Origin of the sequence: Paenibacillus nicotianae (assembly GCF_042681745.1) — a bacterium.
GTDB classification, from domain to species: Bacteria; Bacillota; Bacilli; order Paenibacillales; family Paenibacillaceae; genus Saccharibacillus; species Saccharibacillus nicotianae.
On record NZ_JBHUGF010000010.1, the window covers coordinates 1,813,988 to 1,834,577 of the forward strand.

Here is a 20,590-nt window from a genome sequence, read left to right on the forward strand (position 1 = left end):
ATATCCGTTATATTATTTATGAACGCTCTTATACCAATCGTTAACTTCTTTGGTTACTTCATCGCCGCCCGATGTTTTCCATGTCTGTACAAAAGTATCGAATGAATCGATCGGTGATTTACCATAAATAATTTCGTTAAATGTTTGACTCTCGATTTTGTTCAAGTAGTCCATTTTCGTTTTCATACTTTGTGTAGTTGGACCTGTAAACATATTTGGATAAGAACTGTCTTTCTGAGACATCAATACTTTAGCCGCTTCCGGTGTCAAAGGACCATAGTTATTTTGAATATCACGCTCTAGACGAGTCTCTGCTTTACCGCCATCTGCTAATTTAATCAACGCATCCATTTGAGCATTAGGAATACGTGCGCCATCACGAACTAATAGATAACGTACACTGTTTACATAACCGCCTGGAATATTTTCGCCTGTTAGCAATTTACCAGAAGAATCTACATCATAGTCATATCCTTTGAATAGACCTTTATCAAATTCACTATTTGCAGAAGGATTCGCTAATTGGTCGAACATATAGTTTTGGTACGTAAAGAATGCTTCAGGGTGTTTCATGTTTTTGTTAATCAATGTTACGCCGTTCGTTGTTGTTGTACCATGACGCATTGCTTTGCCATTCGGCCCAACAGGGATAGTGATTGGTTTCCAGACTGCACTTGGTACGTTTTTCACTGTATCTTGTAAAGGCCATCCACTCATCCAGTAAGGACCTGGTAAAATACCTGCTGTTCCTGCAACTGCTGGTTCAGATGTTTTGTTTTCATCCCATAATGCTGCTTCTTTTGGAATATATCCTTTGTCGAACCATTCTTTGATCTTCACCAGACCTTCTTTCATACCTGGTTGAATCGAACCGTATTGCAATGTGCCATCAGAAGCCAGATTCCATTGTTGAGGAATCGTTCCATAGGCTCCAAAGATCCAAGAAGGATCGCCCATCCATGTATTCATAGAAGATTTGAATCCAATACTCAGTGGAATCACTTTATCCGGTGACAATCCATCTGGATTGTTGTTTTTGAAAGCTTCCATTACTTTTTCTAATTCATCCATATTGGTAGGCGCTTTCATATTCAGCTTGTCTAACCAATCTTGACGAATCCACAATACATAATCATGGTTATATGCATAATCGAGAACAGGAATACCCATTTTTTTACCATCGCGGATATAAGGGTTCCAGACGTTTGCATCTTCAGACATTGCTTTTTTCCATGTGTCTGAAGCGTACTTGTCGAATAACGGCCCCACTTCGCTATACATACCTGAATCGATCAAGTCTTGTGCTAATTGTGAATCTGTATCACCGATTGTAACGACATCTGGCATTTCTTGTCCTGAAGACATTGCCAATCTAACTTTGGTTGCAAATGCACTATTCGTATCTGTAACTGACCAGAGAGATTTGATATCGATACCAAATTTATCTTTTGCCCATTTGGTAGCTACGTTATTTTCAGCAGATTCTCCATTTTTAAATTGTAAAGTTGGATCTACTCCCCATACGGTGCTGATTGTTACCGGTGGATCGTATTTCTCTTTGTATACGTTTTCAGTATTGACCGCCGCAGGTGCACTTTCTTTACCGCCTGCACATCCTGCTAGGCTTGCCGCTACAAGTAGTGTACTCATGACGATAGTCGCTGTTTTCTTGATTCCCATGTTGCTCCCCCTTATTTTACATTCAAGCTTGTTACTGCTCACGTTCGTTCATCTTGTATATTGCTTCTTGCTTACTTCTTAAGTATAGGTGCAAGAACATCAATCGCCTATGTCACGAATATAACATTCCTGCACCTTTTGCAATCATTTATGTTTCGCGGAACTCATTTGGTGTCATTCCGTAATGTTTTTTGAATAATTTGCTAAAGTATTGGGGGTTTTGATAACCTAACGCTGCGGTAATCTCATAGATTTTACTATTGGTATGTTTGAGCATATATAATGCTTTTTCCATCCGAATCCGAATAATATAATCGCCCAGCCCTTCACCTGTTTCGGTTTTGTAAATTTTAGATAGATAAACAGGATGCAGAAATACACGATCTGCAATCGTTTTGACCGATACATCTTGACCGAGACTTTCAGCGACCATTTCTTGTACTTGTTTGACAATACGACTACGGCTGGGTTCTAACGCAGAAGGAGTTCCTTGCTGTTCGATTCGAGTCAGTACACTATTACACCACAAGCGAAGCTTGCTTAAAGAACCGGTAATCTGTTGCGCAGAAAAAGGATCTAGACCGCCCGAATCGGAAGCAGCCAGCTTGTATCCATGATGATGTGCCATATAGACCAGCGCATTACTAACAGCCAGATACACTTCATATAAATGCTCATGGGTAAGAGGTAACGATTCCATCGTATCTAATACATGATCTACTTTCTGTCTGGCTGAATTCCATTGAGCCGACTCTAATAAATGAATTAATGCAGGTGGTTTGTAGAGCGATTCCATAAATTTCATCGCAGAAGGGCGTTCTAATGGCTGATTCTGTTCTTGAATAAAATGAATTCCCTGTTCAGCCGCGGCATACGCCAAATGAGCAAAACGCATCATATGACGATACGTTGATGATATTTCAGTCGGAAATACAAACGGATCACTCACCCAGAATGACAAATTCGTTTTTAAATAACGATGTACACTATCTCGTAATTCACGAATATGGAGCTTATGACCTGTGTACATTTGAGCATCGTACTGCCATATAATCACCAGACCCCCTTGAGGTGCACGTCCTAACCAGACATCGCCATGTTCACCCAAAATCTCATTCGTAATATTACCAATAGCATATTCTAGCAAACGAATCGCTTCTTCAGTCTGATCTTGTGTATAAGAACCCGGAGGAACAAATAACATCTGTGCAGTATGATCAGGCTTAATATGAATACCGTAGGTATCCAAGCGAGATAACATACTGCGATCAGAGGCTTCGCGACCCAATAACAGATCATTTAATAGACCATCTCGCAACAACTCAAGTTCAGATTGACGCTGATAAGCAAGCTGATTGTATTTATCTGTCTGTCCCCATTCTGCTTCGATCTCATTAACTACACGACGAATACTTTCTATAAAAGGATCATCATCGACAGGCTTTAAAATATAATCACCTGCTTTGAGACGAATAGCTTTTTGTGCATATTCAAAATCGGAATATCCGGTCAATACAAGTGTCCGAATATGCGGCCATGTATTCCCTATTTCTGCAAGCAATTCTAATCCATCGCGATCAGGCATACGAATATCGGTTACGACAATATCAATATCATATTTATTCAAAGCCGCTAGCGCCTGATCTACAGAATCCGCGCGGTAGACTTCTTCAATTCCTAATTCTGTCCATGGAATCGTCAGTTCCAAACTTTCTGTAACATAAGATTCATCATCGACAAGTAAAATATTCATAGTAACGGTTCACTCCTGAATGTTAGTTCCTTGATTTGACGTCCAACTTAATGTGACTTTGAGTCCACCTAATTCAGATGCACTTAGATGTACACCGGATTGTTCGCCAAAGCGTAGTGTCAAACGTTGATGCACATTCCATAATCCGCAACCCATTTCTTCGCCTAACGGTTCTGAAAGACTTTGTTGCAGATTGACTAATGCTTCTGGTTCCATCCCTTTACCATCATCTTCTACACTCAAAAACCACTGATCGTTCTCATACCAGCCTGTAATCGTGATTAAGCCTGCGGAAGAATAACGTTCAATCCCATGAATAACTGCATTTTCAACCAATGGTTGTACAATAAGTGGTGGAATCAAGATCGATTTGATAGTTTCCGGTAAATGAATATTATAATTCAATCTGGACATCCGCATCTGCTGAATCTCCAAATAATTCTGCACAAAATCAATCTCTTCAATCATCGGCACAAGATCACGTTCTTGACGTGTTGTATAACGATAATATTGAGACAAATTTTTGGACATTGCGATTACTGCTTGCTGGTTGTTGAGCTTCGCCATACTGGTAATAAATGAAAAGCAATTGTAAAAAAAGTGCGGGTTAATCTGAGATTGAAGTTGTTTCAATCGGGCTTCTCGCACATGTATTTTCTCCATATATACATTTTCAAATAATGATTGTATCTGCGCCACCATAGAATTAAAGCGAATCGATAGATAAGCAAATTCACTTCTACCTTTCGGACGTATCCGCACTGAATAATCTTCTTGTTTTAACCGATCAAATCCAGCTATCAATTGACGTATAGGCACCTGTACTTGCGCGTATAGCAGATAAGAAGCAAGACAACTCATCAATAACAAAGCAATCATTGATAAATAAAATAATCGGTTCGAGTTATGGATTGGCTGTAACACATCATCTAGAGGAATATAATCGACCATATACCATCCGGTGACTTCAGAACGAACAGCATTCACCATATATTGCTGATCAGATATGTCAATGGTGCGACTTTCTAATTCTTGTAAAGGCTTTTCGCGAAGATGGCTGATCAATTCGTCTGTTAACGGATGATCAGCAGAACGATTATAGACGACACCCAATTCTGGATTGTAATAAAAAGGATCACGCCGCCCATCACTTTTGAATTTATCCAGCATATCTTGAATATTACTGCTATCAAATTCAACCCTAATGACTGTACTGGCATCACGCAAATCTGGTGTACTGGCAGTATAAGGAGAAATCGTTGTCCATGAGAAATTAAATGTCATTCGATTGTTATCATGCAAAGAAGTCACTTGCCACCCCGGCTTCGCCCAGCGCTGTGCCTGACTAATACGATAATCGCTCATATCGTTATCTGTTACTAACCGCATCAGACTTGGTGAATAGATCGACAAATGACTGCGCCAGTTGGATGAACTTTCTTGAATCGCTAGTTTACTTTGGATACGTTTGACCAGCGTGATCGCATCTAGATTCAGATACCCATTTTGCAAATAAATATCATTAAAACTCACAATATCAGGATCATGAATCAATAAATTGGGCCATGAAGATAACAATTCGATATTGGTATTCACCTGTGTCTGAAAAAAATTCAATTGATTAATATTGGATTGATTCAACTCACGACGCAACACTTCGGTTGTTGTACGATTAGAGTAGATATACAGCATCATAATAGGAATCAGCATAATGACAATTAACAGTACAATTTTGGTAAATAAATTATATCGATACATAGTCGTTTATCATCCTCGTCTTGTCATAAACATTCCGCCACGCATCATAAAATAACCTACAAGACTGATAAACCAGATCATTCCTGTAAAAACAAACATAAAATGCAATTGTACTGGATCAGTCACAATATCGATCACATCTTTCCAGATCAATTGCGGATGAGTAATAGCATTCCAACTGTTCCAACGAATAAAGCGTCCAATATAAATACCGATACTGCTAAGAATCAGAACGATATGAGCAAATATCCATGAACGCACTGCACCATAATGTTCACGAACTAATTGCTGTATAGATGATAACGAATAAGTTCCTAATCCCAGTCCTAAGATCGCTGCTACAAAAAACAAAAATAAATGATACCAAAACTCTAATTGAAACAAAAATCGTTGCCCGGCAGGTGCTTCATAATGCACAAACGGATGTAGTGTGTCTGTAACCAGATAGACAGAGTTAGGATAAAATAACAACCAGACAATACCTGCTCCAATTACTAATACATTTCTGATCCATGATCGACGTAATTTCATCACTCCATCAATCAATAAAGCCAGTCCGATAGGAACCCAGCCTAGAAAAATGTCCCAGTTGAGATAACGATAAATATCTCGCCCTGTAGCATTACGTAGATGGATACCTAATGCTACACAAAAGCTTGTAGCTAATAATAAAATAATTAACACTATAATTTTACCTGTCCAGACTTTAGTTCCCCAAATGTCATATCGATTGTTCATTATTATTCCCCTTGCTGATCAAATTGCTGACAGTATTCTATCATTTCTTCAAGCCGGGCTAATGGCTGAAGCCATTGCTCAGGTATTTGCTCATAACCATAATAGATACCTGCAAGTCCACCTGCTACAGCAGCAGTCGTATCGGTATCTTCCCCTAGATTAACCGCTTGTAAAATGGCTTCCCGATAATTGGATGTATGAAGCAATACCCAGATACTGGCTTCTAAGGTATGCACTACATACCCGCTAGAAGAGATTTCATCGATTGGAAATTGATCGATCTCACCACTCAATAACCGTTGATATCGCTCGATTTCAGGATAATCTGCATATTGAGTATTGATATATTGGCAAGCTTGCTGATAGCATTCTTTAAATGTTGTAGACGGAGCAGATTGTAGTAACTGTATACCGATTTCAACATAAATAAGACCGCCAAGTATAGATACAGGATGACGATGTGTTAATGAAGAGACCCTCGTAATCCAGTCAAGACGGGTAGCTGCATCTTGATTCACCAGTTTATAAATTAAAGGCAATATTCGCATTAATGATCCATTTCCATTGCTATACTCGTCATCTCCTCCGGCTTGTTCAGAACGAGTCGGATCTTGTTCAATAAGAGCAATCGCTTTGCGAGTAGCGATCCCTATATCAAATACCTCGCCACGAGCTGCCCAAATGCCTTGACGATACCACTGAATAAACCGGTTTCCCAGATCAGTAGTGTTCAGTTGTGGATAATGAATCAGACTCACCAGTAATGCTACAGTTAATGCTCCGTCATCAGACCATGTTCCTGCTGGCTGTTGATGTGTACCATAACCGATCATATCTACAGCCGGATGACGAGCAATCGTTTCCCGATTCAAAAATTCGTAAGGTACACCTACAGCATCCCCCACCAACAATCCGATGATTCCATCTTTACTAGAATGGTTTATAAATGACATATTATGTAGTCTCCTTCTTTATTCATTTTACGTTTCAATGTGTAAATCATTTAATGCTATAATAATGTCCAAACTTACGAGGAGTGAGCCTATATGATTATTGATGTACAACATGCTAGCTGGCGCAGAGATCAGACTATGATTATCAACGATATTTCCTGGCAAGTACAATCAGGAGAACATTGGTGCTTACTGGGTCTCAACGGTTCTGGCAAAACCACATTGTTAAATATGATCAACGGTTATATCTGGCCTACAACAGGTAGTATTCATGTTCTGGATGAACAATTTGGTTCGGTTGATCTTCGAGAACATCGCAAAAAGATCGGTTGGGTCAGTACATCTATGCAACAACGATTGCATGGTCATGAAAAAGCAGAAAACATTGTGTTAAGTGGTAAATTTGCTTCGATTGGCATTTATAATCAGATTGAAGAACAAGACTACGCACAAGCTTTATCTATTATGAAGCAATTAGATGCTGAAAGGCTAGTAGGACGCACCTATGATACCTTATCTCAAGGCGAGCGGCAACGTATTCTAATTGCTAGAGCGTTGATGGCTTCGCCTGAATTGCTTATTTTGGATGAACCTTGTACAGGGCTTGATATTTTCTCACGTGATCAATTACTGCATCGTGTACAGTCCATAGCTACGCAAGAACACGCGCCTACTCTACTCTATGTGACTCATCATATCGAAGAGATTATGCCTTGCTTTAACAAAACATTATTGATTCGTGATGGTGCAGTGTTCGGCGCAGGCGACACCAATGCTATGGTAGAATCCAAGCAACTCAGCTCATTTTTTGATACTGCTGTAGAAGTGCGATCAGAACCCGGACAACGCTACTCTATTCGCTTAGTGTAATCAGCTATGCAACATGTACCAAGCTCTATATGTCATTGTAAATAACTCGTAAAAGAGATACAACACAGAATAAATATCATAAAAGGGGTATAACTATGAACTATCGTCATCTTGGAAAAAGTGGATTGAAAGTATCTGAATTGGGTCTCGGAACTAACTCTTTTGGCAAACGTGCAGACCGCGCAACATCTATTCGTATTTTACATACGGCTATCGATCGTGGAATTAACTTTATCGATACAGCTAATATCTATGCAGGAACAGCTTCAGAACAAATTATTGGAGAAGGACTGCAAGGAGGCAAACGCCAGCAAGTAGTATTAACGACCAAAGCAGGGCTTCCTACAGGCGAAGGCCCTAATGACCGCGGTTCTTCTCGTTATCATTTAGAACGTGAACTGGATCAAAGTCTAAAACGGTTGCAGACTGATTATGTAGACTTGTATCAAATTCATACGTTTGATCCTTATACCCCTCTTGAAGAAACATTGCGTACATTGGATGACATGGTACGTTCAGGCAAAGTACGATATATCGGAGCTTCTAACTATGCTGCATGGGAATTAATGAAAGCATTAAGTATCAGTGATCAATTGAATCTGAATCGCTATGTATCGCTTCAAACGTCTTATTCTTTAGCTGATCGTACACCAGAGCAGGAAATGGTTCCTCTTTGTCTGGATCAAGGGCTTGGTATTATTCCGTATTTCCCGCTTGCAGGTGGAATTCTGACAGGCAAATATTCAGAGAACCAAGCTTCTCCTTCTGGTTCACGTGCAGAGACCGACCCTTCATTCCAACGCTTTTTTAATACACAACGTATCAATCTAGGAGAAGTGTTAAAACTGTATGCCCAAAATCGTTCTACTGAACCTGCTACTCTTGCGCTCGCATGGTTGTTAAAACGTCCTGCTGTTGCTACCGTTATTGTCGGTGCTACCCGTAGCGAGCAATTGGAAAATAATCTGAACAGCTTGGATTACATCATCAATGATGAAGTGGATGCACGATTAGATGAAATGAGTCGTTCTACTAAAAATGGAGACCCTTTTGCGAGTTATCGCATATAATCAAAGTAGCTATATCCCAAGTATTTCAAATGAATATTGTATCCGATTCGTAGGAGGATTAAGCATTATGGCAAATCATCAAGCTAATTATCATTCACAAATCATATATCCTGCTCCTTTACAAGCAGGTGACCTTATCGGTATTATCGCTCCATCTAGCGGACTAGAAGCAGAGATTCATCATTTGATCCATCGTTCTACTGCTTATCTGCACCAATTAGGATATCAGACGCGCGTAGGTAGTAGTGTATGGACAAATGATAAATGTGTAAGTCTACCCAAAGAACAGCGCGCGGCAGAACTTGAACAATTTCTGTTAGATGATCAGATCAAAGCGATTATTCCTCCATGGGGTGGAGAATTTCTGATGGATATTTTACCATTATTGAATTGGGAGAAAATTCGTCAAGCTACGCCTACATGGATTTTAGGATTTTCAGATATTAGCACATTAACATTTACGTATACATTGATGACAGGTTATGCTTCTGCTCATGGTCCGGGAATGATAGATATTTCAGGAGCGGATGATGATCTAACTATTCGCTGGCAAGATCTATTATCTGCTGTTACTGGAGATCAAGTAGAACAACATTCTTCAGCTTATCATCAGACACATAGTGATTATTCTAAACCTAACTTTAATCTAGATACACCTACAGAATGGAAGATTCTCGGACAGGAAGATCAGCCAGAAGCTTCTCTTGAATTGACAGGTCGCTTGATCGGCGGTTGTATGGATGTCATTGCTGCATTAATTGGTACCCCGTGGTCTCCTATACCTGATTTTATGCAGCATTATGATCAAGATGAAGGATTTATATGGTATCTGGAAAGCTGTGAAATGAATGCCGCTGCTATCTACCGTCATCTCTGGCAAATGAATCAAGCCGGTTGGTTCCAGCATACACGCGGAGTTCTGATCGGTAGACCTGCTGGATATACCCCTGTCAAAAACTTTGAAATTCAAGATGCGTTACAAGCTGTATTGGGAGAGCAACAGATTCCGGTGATCTATAATGTAGATATCGGGCATATTCCTCCGCAACTGACATTAATCAATGGAGCTATAGCTCACGTTCAGACTGCAAATGGCTCAGGTACGGTTCAACAAATATTACGTTAAATCACAAAAAGACTGAATCTTAGGTTGTCCTAGAATTCAGTCTTTTTGAATATGATTTGAATATGAATGATACAAATATACTGTTTTATCTAGATTCAGGTCTGAGTTGTTGTATATACTGGATCATCCGCTGATCTTGTTCGTGATCGTACACATAATCTAGCGATTCTGCTACATGTATAGATAGATGGCGGAACAAATGAATCATATGCAGTAAGCTATGCCAGTTATCTTCTACATTGCTCCCTGCATAAGTCTTTATTAATGCTTGAGCTAATTCCGGTTCTACCTGTTGTCGATATTCAGCACGATCATGATGGTACAGAATATCCCACTGGTGCTGACTACCTGCATACCAATCGAGCATTTTTTCTAAATAACGAATACGAAGAATATGATCCAGTTGATATTTGGCAAGTAACAATTGTTGTTGCAACAGGCTTTTGGCTGTTTGCATGCAGTACCACCAAAATTCATGCTGAATCTGCTCATATTCATGCCGGGCAGGTTTATTTAAATGTACCGATTGTTGATCGAGCACCACAACCGAATTTTGAATCCGATGATCTTTATCAAGCAATACCTGATGTACCGGTGTAGTTGTAGCAGACAATTCGTTATCAATTTGATTTTCCCACTCACTGATCGGGTATATTTGAAATTCAACCTCTACCCCATCGGTATACAATACATTTTGCGTACAAGCGACTGCTCCTGTCACAGAATGATGACGAATATGTTGTAATGTCGTTAAAGGTTCTCCAAATATATGCAACCAATCTTCTTGCCAGATCATCGTATTCAATTCGTTTACAATTAATTGAAAATGATACGTTTCTAAAGGATCGGTATTGCTTGGGTTATTTGCATGTACTCCTGCTAATACTACAGCACGAATATTATTTGTCTGTACTGCCCATGTCGTAATCATATTGATAATCTGCTCTTGTGATTTGATTGTATTCACTGTCTACCCCACCTGTCTGCACATTGGCTCATTGATCAAATCTCTTCTTTATTTTAACAAAGTTTACCATATAAAAGTCAGTTAGCTTTGCATTTTTGTTAGATTCTTATGAATTATGTAAATTTTTTCTCGAACAGTGAAAAATAACAAGCTACTTTCCGATAATAATAAAGTACTCTACAAAGCAATATCTATAGGCTGACCTCTTATAAGATAGTCATGTAGCACTTACATATGTTTAGATTTGGACAAATACTCAATATCATAAAGGAGTGAATTGTTTTATGTCTCGCTCTACAGCGATTCCAGATGCCGCTACAACTCCTCAACGTGTACCTCATTATATTGTGATGGTACTAATTATTGGTGTTGTATTAGCGATTATCGAATGTTATTTCTCAGTAACTATTAATAATGAACATTTTTATTCACGCTATTCATCTATTTTTCGCACATTGGGTTGTATTTTAGTTGGTGCGTGTCTAGCGGTGTCCGGTACGGTAATGCAGCATATTTCACGTAATACGATGACTTCTCCTTCTACGATGGGACTGACTCAAGGAACGGCTCTAGCGTTATGTATTATTATTATTTTTTCACCTTCATTGAATCAGTGGATGATTATGGTATGGGCTGTCGCTGGTGCGGCTTTAGGTGGTTTATTCGCTTATAGTATAGCCAAATTACTGCCCTGGAAAGTAAAATCGTTACGGCAGATTAGCGGTGGTATTGTTGCTGTCTGTATTATCACCTGTATTTCTATCATTATGTATTCTGCTTATTCTACGATTGATTATATCGATCATCTGGTCAATCCGATTATGCTAGGGAACCCACGCTTTACGATCTGGGTGCTTTTACCTGTTACTGTAGTAGCTATCGTTATCTGTTGGTCACTCTCATTACGAGTGCAACATCGCCCAGATGCTGTTCGTTCTGTTTCTTTAAGCTGGACGACTATTATTTGTATGTTTATGGTGATCTTGATGACCAGTATCTCGACGATGTTAGCAGGCCCACTTGGATTAGTAGGTATTATTATTCCGAGTATATTGCGATTTTTTCTCAAAAATCCACCGATTCGCTGGTTGATTCTAGGTTCTGCTATTTATGGTAGTGTGTTGATTCTAGGGCTAGATATTTTATCACGCACGATCGATCCGATTTTTGATATCTCGGTTATGCCGATCACCGTTATTATTGGTGCTCCTTTTCTGATTTATCAAATTGGCAAAGAAATAGAGAAAACGTTACTTCATTATTCTTAATGTCTACACTCCTTTATCGTATGAATCTGCTCTTCCTTCGCGCTGTCTTTATAAATAAGTCACAAACTGTTATACTACGAAGGTTGGTTGCGGATACATACAACAGGGGAGGCATATCACATGCGTGTACTACTATCGATCTGGAATGAAATACGCAGTTGGCCGCACAATGTGCGGTTATTTTTCTGGGCGAATTTATTTTACCAAATAGGTACAGGAATGTTCAGTGTGCTCTACAATTTGTATATTCAAGGGCTTGGTTACCCCGATGTTATGAATGGACGTATTATCAGTATTCAATCTTTGGCTACAGCTATTTTGTTTATTCCTGTCGGATTGATGGGCGACCGATTCAGCCGTAAAAAGTTACTGGTGCTCGGCGCTTTAGCTAGTGGTTTGTTTTTTGTAGGTAGATCATTTGCGATCGGTGAACAAAGTTTACTGCTATTGGCGATATGTTCGGGTATCTTTGCTTCTATTTTTCAAGTAATGGCTATTCCTTTTTTAGCTGAAAATGTAGAAAAATCAAAGCGTCTACGGATGTTTAGTTATCTTGCATGTCTTACACTGGCTGCGCAAGTACTGGGGAATACAGGCGGTGGTGTACTTGCAGATATTTTACAATTTACAGGACTTACATATGTATTGAGCTTACAGTTGGTACTATTACTTGGTAGTATAGCGACTATAGCTTCTTTTATCCCGATGGCGATGATTCGGGAACATACTGCTTCAACACTTTCTTCAGCACCTCCTGTTCATATCATAAAAAACAAGCAAAATGAACAATCAGCACCTGTTATCTCAGCAACACCTTCATCAGCTTCGTCTACTGCTCACTCTGATACTGTATTTATTAGCCGATTTCTACTGGCACAGTTATTAACAGGGCTAGGTTCTGGGTTAGTGGTGCCTTACTTAAATCTATACTTTACCAATCGCTTTGCAGTGTCGTTAACATCTATGAGTATATTGATCTCATTAGGACAATTAATGACGATTGTATCGATGTTGCTAGGGCCTTCTTTGGCGGCACGAATCGGCGCTGTGCGAGCCGTTGTCGTTTTTCAGTTATTATCGTTGCCATTCTTATTACTCACAGGATTCACCAATGTATTGATTATCGCTTCGGTAAGCTTTCTGTTCCGACAAGCTTTGATGAATGCGGCAAATCCTCTTCAATCTTCGATTATGGTCGATCGTGTATCTGACAAAAGACGCAGTATTGCTAACTCATTAATGCAGACTGTATTTATGTTAGGTTGGGCAAGTATGGGGCCTGTACAATCGTATCTGGTCACTAGCTATGGTACCTATTGGGGTTATGCGATTGCATTTAGTATTACAGGGGTATTGTATACAATCTCTTCGTTGTTATATTACTTTATGTTCCGCAAGCCGACCAATAATAGTGTGCAAGCAGTTCCCTCATAATATGTATCATTTCTCTAGGTATCAAAATACAAAAAAGCATCCTGTGATACAACAGGATGCTTTTCTTATGATGAACTTGTTCTATTCTTAAAAATATAGCGCCATACACACCAACCTATAGTTGCACCGATACTATTGAGAATCAGATCGTCGATATCAAATGTTCCATGTTTACTCAGCATTTGTACAATTTCAACTATCAGAATACATAATCCGAAGCGCAGTAGAAAAGTATGCAATCGATACGATTTTATAAAAGGAATCCCTAATCCAAACGGAACAAATACAGCGATATTGCCAAACAAATTGATCCACTGATCTATACGTCCCCCGACTCGCATCAAAGCAAAATCAGTAATCGTATGAAAAGGAACAATATTATAACGATATGCTGCGTGAGCATCATATTCTCTTCCAAATCCAAAAAACATCCAATACAATAACAGCGACGTATAGATACTTAATAACAATAATGATACTTTTTTCATAACCTACATCCTGCACTTTCGTGATAATCACACTTTACGTTCACTATGTAGCCGAAGCAATCTGATGATGCAAAGAAGAACGGAATAAATTCTTTTCTGTTTGTAACAATAATTCTAATAATCCTTCCGGCACTACCAAAGCATGAGGATCTTGTTTTAGCTCAAGTAATGTTTTCCATTCTGCTTCATAAGACACTTCATTACTTTCAATGCCGTTTACGATATCTTGCTGGTAAAATAAAGGATCATCGACATGCGCGCTATAAATAAATGTAATCTCATGCCCTAATCCTTGCACTACTGTTCCTGTAGCTTGATCTTGCTCTGTATATTCAAAATGATTTTCAATCACATACTGTAGTACAGGATCGACAATATCTACATGAATTTCTTCTCTCACTTCTCGCCTGACAGTGACCAGACTACTTTCTCCGTATTCCATCGTTCCACCGATAGGACGATACATCGTTTTACTTTCATGCACATTCTCGATTCGTTGAAAAAGAAAACGTTGATCATGCTGTAGCAAACAAAGACATACTGTACGAATCGCCATATAATCACATCCTTCCAGATAAATTCATACTACATCTAAGTGATGCTCACGAACGCAGACTGATATCATATCCTAGTCGATAAAAGTCAGCAAGATCTTGTCTACCTGTTTGCGTTAAGCGCTTGATCGCTTCCTCAATACTTACGATATCTACTACTGCTACTTGCTCTCCATCTGAAGGATTGAGCGGTTGATGATTCAATTGCACTTGTCCGTAGACTGTGAGCCGAATAAAAGAAGGATGAGGGATATAAGGCCGATACGGAGTGTCTGCTTCTGATGTACATTGAAAATAACCAAAAACCTGATAATCGATCAATGTAGCTCCCATTTCTTCCATCACTTCACGTTCTAGCGCTGTAACATAATGCTCTCCTTCTTCCAACGTGCCTCCTGGCAATTCCCAACGTCCATCTTCCAATTGCATGATTACCACTTGATTACCTACCATCGGTACAATCGATATATTACTAATCAATGAAGTATCGATTTCCTCTAAGGAGATGATAGGTTGAAATCTAGCTGTAACCGGCCCCCAGTGAATATCTTGTGAAAGTGCTGGTAATGTACTTAATAACTGTCGGGTCTGATTCATATCAAAGATAGATTTGGTCGCTTGAAGCCAAGGATGAATCACCATTTGCTCACGTTGTTGCCATACATAATCCAAATAGACAATAATAGCTTCATCTAACGAACGCTCAGATGCAGCTTTCATCTGATGAATAAAAGGAGCAGAATGTTCGGATGCCCATGAACATTTATCAGCGACAAAAAGAATTTTATCCATCAGTCCAAGCTCTGGATAAAGAGTCGTATGACATTTAATCGCACTGAGCAAATCTGGATCATCTAAGCCAAACCACTCTGATGCTAACCAGCTAGATAATTTCTGATGCAACACATAAGGAACTTGTTGTTCTTCTTTTATTATGTCTATACCTAATTGCTGAGCTAATTCATACTTCTCCTGATCTGTAAATAATGTACTTAGATCATGCAGATAACCTGCATATTGAGCAATATGCGGATCAGCTCCATACCGTTCTGCCAATATAACAGCTTGTTCTGCTACTTTTAAGCTATGTTGCCATGTATCTTGATGTTGATGCTTGCGAAAAGTAGATTCTATATAAGCTGGAATAGATTGTGCTGGATTGTAAGGTTCTAAATACTGTTGCAACCGTTGCTTGGCTATATCATTCATTGTTGTGTTCACTCTCCATTCAAAGCTTCATCGCTTACTTTAAAATATCGTGTTACCACTTCATATGCAAGTTTGGGGCGACGATAAGCATCTACGATTCCTTTGTTATTTTGTGTTCGTGCCCGTATCATCGGCCAGATTCCTTCTTCTGTAACACGACAATCACAGAATTGCCAAATAAACATTCCAGATATATATTCTCGCTGAGTATAAGCTGTTAAATTACTTTCAATAATATCTGCTTGCCGTTCTTCTGTACCTTTGACACGTGTAGACGACCGATATCCATAAAATCCATCTGCTCCAAATTCACTCATTATCATCGGTTTGCCTTTTCCGCCTGCTTGATCTGCCCATCCACGTGCTAGATCGCATAATTCCGCCGGATCTTCATCACCATACCAACCTGGATAGAGATTAAACGATACAATATCTGCAAGATCGAAACAGATTTCATTTTCTCGATGATGGGAAGCGAAGCTAAGAGGTCGACTATTATCCAAACTGCGAATCTGCTCCAATTGACGTTGATAATGAATTCGACCTTCTTCTAAATCGCTTGCGCATTCGTTTAAAATAGCCCATATAATAATCGATGGATGATTATAATGTTGATAAACCATTTCGCGATTAACCTGTTCACACTGCTTTATAAATTGCGGATGACGCATATCTTCTATACTTAATCCACGAGCATGATTTTCTTCCCATACTAATATTCCATATTCATCACACAAATCCAGAAAACGTTCATCATTTGGATAATGACTGGTACGTACAGCATTTGCACCTGTTTGGATCATCAAGTCCAGATCTTGCACCATTAATGCTATGGGAAAAGAAGCACCGACCATAGGATGATCTTCATGTCGATTGAACCCTTTCAAAACGATCGGTTGATTATTTAATAACAACTTTTCTTCGTAAGTTTGAATGGTACGAAAACCTACACGTTCAATCCAATCGTCTACAAGTCGTACAGAAGATAACTCATGCTGATACCAGAAAGTCTGCCATTCATACAGATAAGGATGATCCGAACACCATGATTGTATATCCGAAAATGTAAACGTGTGCAAAATTTCGAAGTATTGTCCAGCTTCTATCGTAATCTCTGACAATTCTTGCTCCCAGATCGTTGCTTGCTGAAGAGGTGATAATCCAAATTTGATATGCCCTTTAATAGTATGATCAGCATGAGATTGTAAAGCTATCCGCACTTTTGCTTGCCAATGTCCGTGCTCATCTTTCGTCCAGTCTTCTTTAACTGGGGTAAATTGAACCGATTGAATCGAACAACTCTGTAGCGGAATAATTTCCATTATCAATGGCCGAATAATACCACCATACGTATAATAATCATTAGGAATATGCAAAGCAGAATGTTGACCAAACGAATTATCTACTTCTACGCACAATTCATGATATCCTTGCTGAACATTTGTAATCATAGTATTAAATGCAGTATAGGCATTGTAATGCTCGGCTACCAGTTGACCATCCCAAAAGACTTTAGCGGTATGACTTACTCCTTTAAATAGCAATCTAACATGTGCTGTGTGGTGAATATAGATAGAACGACGATAGATGCCTTGTCCACGATAAGTCAGTAATTGAGGATTCATCTCCCAACAGCCAGGTACAGCAACTTTATAGGAATAATCTATATTTTCAGATAATCCATCTAATGATAACGTTCTCAATTTACCAAAATCCCATACTCCTTCTAATGATTCTCTCGCCCGAATACGATGATTTTGAAATAGTCGATCCATCATATCTTCTCCTTTTATGTAATAGAATGTAGACTAGCTTAGCATAACAAAAATACAGAAACAACTACAAAAAAGAAGCAAACCTAGTCACTTTAGCATGTGGCCAAAGGTAGGTTTGCTTACTATTTTATCTAATCACTGGATTATATTGTGTTATCCAACTCTGTTCTACATAATCGATCACTTCAATCAATGCATCTTCGTTATTCGTTTTGGCAGTGATCCAATTTGCTACGTGTTTAAGCTCTGGATGAGCATTTTGCATCGCTACACCATGACGTGTTAACTGAATCATTTCGATATCATTAAGATGATCGCCTACCGTTAGAAATTCATCATGTTGACTACCTGTCATCGTGATCAATTGTTGCAATGCGGTTCCTTTACTTGTTCCAAAAGGCAATATTTCTAAAATATCCTGTTCTGATTTCACTGTATTTAACATTTCGATCTGTAGTTGAAAAAGAGTTAATGATTCCGGTTCGCCCAATAACATCATTTTGGTGATCTGTGATGCTACTTGTTCCAAAGAAGCTAACGTTACAACTTGTACTTCAACTTGTTCTTTATCGATCCATCGCTGTATTTTAGGAGTAATTCGCGTGCAATAAATCTGTTCTTGATAAAACAGCAGCAAATCCAGATCAAAAGGTTGACGTATATTATAATAATGATTAAATATCCATTGTACATGAGACAACGAAAGAAACTTTTCTTCTAAAAAGCAAGCTTGTAAAGGATCGTATATTTTGGCTCCATTGTACAGAATAATAGGATTTGTTAGATGTAATAACTCTATAAAAGGTTGCACACTGATCAACGATCTGCCTGTAGCCAGTGTAAAGTGTCCCCCGTTCGCTGTAAAAGCACGAATACGCTGTTGAATATAAGGAGAAATGCGTTGATTTGCATCCAGTAAAGTTCCATCTAGATCCGAAACGATCCAACGAATAGGCATACGCATAGACTCATCCATAGACATCGTTAGCCTCCTTCATTTGTAAAGTACGTTATTAATATTACAAGCAAAGTGTTAGCAACGATATCGTTTTGTACTATCGGTTTGTTAAATGCTCAAAAAGGCTGACAATGATCTAAGATCACTATCAGCCTTTTTGGAGTATTTCATGTATTACTTATAACGTTCGTTTACAGTTTCTTATCGTCTACACTGTTTAACCAGTCTTCGATATTACCGATCACCGAAGCTACACAACCATCTTCAAATGGCGAGTTTAAGCCGCCTACTTTCACAAGCTCTGTAAATGGTTTACTTCCGCCAGCACGACATAATTTAAGATAGTCTTCCCATGCAGGCTTCTGATCTTCATTCATCCGTTTCCAGAATTGGAAAGCACAGATTTGTGCAAGCGTATAATCGATATAATAGAACGGAGATTCATAGATATGACCTTGTTTTTGCCAGTAGGCTCCACTTTGTAGATACAGATTATCACTTTGATCCCAGAACGGTAAATACTTCTCTTCTACCGATTTCCAAGCCGCTTTACGTTCAGCCGGAGTAAATTCTGGATTTTCATAAATAATATGTTGGAATTCATCTACAGCAACCCCATAAGGAATAAAGATCAATCCACCGGACAAATGATCGAACTTATACTTCTCGGTGTCTTCTTTGAAGAACAATTCCATCCATGGCCATGTAAAAAACTCCATGCTCATCGAATGAATTTCGGCTGCTTCTGATGTAGGCCATGTGTACTCAGGCACTTCAAAATGACGACTTTCATAGACTTGGAAAGCATGCCCTACTTCATGCGTCAATACATCAATATCACCGGATGTTCCATTGAAGTTAGCGAAAATAAATGGACTTTGATGATCGTTAATAAATGTGCAATATCCGCCACCCATTTTACCTTTTTTACTCAACAGATCCATCAATTCATGTTCCATCATAAACTCATAGAACTCATTGATTTCAGGTGACAATTCTTTATACATTTGCGCACCATTTTGGATAATAAATTCAGGATCACCTTTAGGTGTAGGATTGCCTGTTGGGAATGAATAATCTTGATCGAAATAAGTCAAACGATCTAATCCCAAACGCTGACGTTGACGCTCTTTCAGACGCGCCGCCGCTGGAACGATATATTCTTGAACCTGTTTGCGGAAATTAGCCACTTGTTCAGGACCATAATCTGTCCGTCCCATACGAGCATATCCTAATGCGGTAAATGTTTTGTAGCCTAATTTGTGAGCGATAGTCGTACGGATCTTCACCAGTTCATCATAGATACGATCCAACTCTTCGCCTTGTTCAGCAAGGAATCCGTAACGAGCTTCTCCTGCACGTTGTCTCATATCACGATCTTTAGAAAGACCAAAAGGCGCTAACTGAGAAAGAGTACGTTCTTCGCCTTCAAATGGAATTTTGGCGGATGCAATTAACTGAGCATAAGCAGTCGTTAATTTATTTTCCTGTTGCAGATCAGCAATAATGTCAGGATGGAATGTTTTGAGTTTCATTTCAGCTAATGCAAATAAATGACTGCCCCATTTTTGCTCTAATTCTGTACGGAAGGAAGAAGTAACCAGCGCTTTATAATACGTATCTATGTATTCCTGAAACAGAGGATCGATCTCATCCATATAATCTTGCTCTGTTTTGTAGAATTCATCATTGGTATTAATCGAATGGCGAATATAGACAAGTTGAGCTTGAGTAGAATACGTGTTGAACAACTTGTTAATTTCAGCCATAGCTACATCTTGTTCTTGAAACGTGGTTGCATTCACAAATTGACTTAATAACTCATCAAAAGCAACTTTGACAGCATCCAAATTCGGGCGTTCATAAGGAAATTCACTAAATTTCATTGATAGACATCCTCTCTATATGTAAGCTCCCGGAACACACCGGTTGTTTACATGTTACTAAATTTCACACACAATTTACAGTTTTTTTATCCAATGGTCGAAT

At 38.9% G+C, this 20,590-nt stretch carries 17 protein-coding genes; 5 read left to right on the plus strand and 12 right to left on the minus strand.

Features of this window, described 5'->3' with window-relative positions; all coding sequences use genetic code 11:
• Positions 1-12 precede the first annotated feature (12 nt).
• The 5 genes from ACFSGI_RS12005 to ACFSGI_RS12025 form a co-directional block, all read right to left on the minus strand.
• Positions 13-1,680, minus strand: coding sequence for a type 2 periplasmic-binding domain-containing protein (locus tag ACFSGI_RS12005; RefSeq protein ID WP_204824360.1), 1,668 nt, complete (start codon positions 1,678-1,680; stop codon positions 13-15).
• 148 nt (positions 1,681-1,828) lie between these two features.
• The gene (locus tag ACFSGI_RS12010; protein WP_204824363.1) at positions 1,829-3,433 is read right to left on the minus strand and encodes a response regulator; all 1,605 of its coding nucleotides are present in this window, start codon (positions 3,431-3,433) and stop codon (positions 1,829-1,831) included.
• Positions 3,434-3,442: 9 nt separating this feature from the next.
• Positions 3,443-5,191 (minus strand): sensor histidine kinase, encoded by a 1,749-nt coding sequence (locus ACFSGI_RS12015; RefSeq protein WP_204824365.1) that lies wholly within the window; start codon positions 5,189-5,191, stop codon positions 3,443-3,445.
• Positions 5,192-5,200: 9 nt separating this feature from the next.
• Positions 5,201-5,929, minus strand: a complete 729-nt coding sequence (locus tag ACFSGI_RS12020; protein WP_204824366.1) for a DUF1361 domain-containing protein — start codon at positions 5,927-5,929, stop codon at positions 5,201-5,203.
• Positions 5,930-5,931: 2 nt separating this feature from the next.
• The gene (locus tag ACFSGI_RS12025; protein WP_204824367.1) at positions 5,932-6,882 is read right to left on the minus strand and encodes an ADP-ribosylglycohydrolase family protein; all 951 of its coding nucleotides are present in this window, start codon (positions 6,880-6,882) and stop codon (positions 5,932-5,934) included.
• 93 nt (positions 6,883-6,975) lie between these two features.
• Between ACFSGI_RS12025 and ACFSGI_RS12030 the strand changes: the two genes are divergently transcribed.
• From ACFSGI_RS12030 to ACFSGI_RS12040, 3 genes are all read left to right on the plus strand, one after another.
• Positions 6,976-7,752 carry an ABC transporter ATP-binding protein gene (locus ACFSGI_RS12030; RefSeq protein WP_204824369.1) on the plus strand — a complete coding sequence of 259 codons (777 nt, stop codon included), beginning with the start codon at positions 6,976-6,978 and terminating at the stop codon, positions 7,750-7,752.
• 95 nt (positions 7,753-7,847) lie between these two features.
• Positions 7,848-8,822: an aldo/keto reductase gene (locus ACFSGI_RS12035; RefSeq protein ID WP_204824370.1), complete on the plus strand. Its 975-nt coding sequence runs from the start codon at positions 7,848-7,850 to the stop codon at positions 8,820-8,822.
• Positions 8,823-8,889: 67 nt separating this feature from the next.
• Positions 8,890-9,948, plus strand: a complete 1,059-nt coding sequence (locus tag ACFSGI_RS12040; protein WP_204824371.1) for a S66 family peptidase — start codon at positions 8,890-8,892, stop codon at positions 9,946-9,948.
• A gap of 85 nt (positions 9,949-10,033) precedes the next feature.
• On the opposite strand, the gene ACFSGI_RS12045 is transcribed toward ACFSGI_RS12040, so the two are convergent.
• A complete protein-coding gene (locus tag ACFSGI_RS12045; protein WP_204824373.1) occupies positions 10,034-10,915 on the minus strand; it encodes an aminoglycoside 6-adenylyltransferase in 882 nt (293 codons plus the stop codon).
• A gap of 284 nt (positions 10,916-11,199) precedes the next feature.
• Here ACFSGI_RS12045 and ACFSGI_RS12050 point away from each other — a divergent pair, with 284 nt between their 5' ends.
• Together ACFSGI_RS12050 and ACFSGI_RS12055 are read left to right on the plus strand one after the other, a co-directional pair.
• The gene (locus tag ACFSGI_RS12050; protein ID WP_204824374.1) at positions 11,200-12,183 is read left to right on the plus strand and encodes a FecCD family ABC transporter permease; all 984 of its coding nucleotides are present in this window, start codon (positions 11,200-11,202) and stop codon (positions 12,181-12,183) included.
• A gap of 120 nt (positions 12,184-12,303) precedes the next feature.
• Positions 12,304-13,617, plus strand: a complete 1,314-nt coding sequence (locus ACFSGI_RS12055) for an MFS transporter (protein ID WP_204824375.1) — start codon at positions 12,304-12,306, stop codon at positions 13,615-13,617.
• A 65-nt stretch (positions 13,618-13,682) separates the two neighbouring features.
• On the opposite strand, the gene ACFSGI_RS12060 is transcribed toward ACFSGI_RS12055, so the two are convergent.
• The 6 genes from ACFSGI_RS12060 to ACFSGI_RS12085 all read right to left on the minus strand — a co-directional run bounded on the left by ACFSGI_RS12060 (position 13,683) and on the right by ACFSGI_RS12085 (position 20,487).
• A complete protein-coding gene (locus ACFSGI_RS12060) occupies positions 13,683-14,105 on the minus strand; it encodes a VanZ family protein (protein ID WP_204824377.1) in 423 nt (140 codons plus the stop codon).
• Positions 14,106-14,148: 43 nt separating this feature from the next.
• Positions 14,149-14,661 (minus strand): NUDIX domain-containing protein, encoded by a 513-nt coding sequence (locus tag ACFSGI_RS12065; RefSeq protein ID WP_204824378.1) that lies wholly within the window; start codon positions 14,659-14,661, stop codon positions 14,149-14,151.
• Positions 14,662-14,707: 46 nt separating this feature from the next.
• On the minus strand, positions 14,708-15,880 hold the full coding sequence (gene yqeK, locus ACFSGI_RS12070) for a bis(5'-nucleosyl)-tetraphosphatase (symmetrical) YqeK (protein WP_379283301.1): 1,173 nt from the start codon (positions 15,878-15,880) through the stop codon (positions 14,708-14,710).
• Positions 15,877-17,643, minus strand: a complete 1,767-nt coding sequence (locus tag ACFSGI_RS12075; RefSeq protein ID WP_204824382.1) for a glycoside hydrolase family 2 protein — start codon at positions 17,641-17,643, stop codon at positions 15,877-15,879. Before ACFSGI_RS12075 ends, yqeK begins: the two co-directional genes overlap by 4 nt.
• A 127-nt stretch (positions 17,644-17,770) precedes the next feature.
• Positions 17,771-18,625, minus strand: coding sequence for a Cof-type HAD-IIB family hydrolase (locus tag ACFSGI_RS12080; RefSeq protein WP_204824383.1), 855 nt, complete (start codon positions 18,623-18,625; stop codon positions 17,771-17,773).
• Between the two features lie 167 nt (positions 18,626-18,792).
• On the minus strand, positions 18,793-20,487 hold the full coding sequence (locus tag ACFSGI_RS12085) for a M3 family oligoendopeptidase (RefSeq protein ID WP_204824385.1): 1,695 nt from the start codon (positions 20,485-20,487) through the stop codon (positions 18,793-18,795).
• Positions 20,488-20,590: the final 103 nt, after the last annotated feature.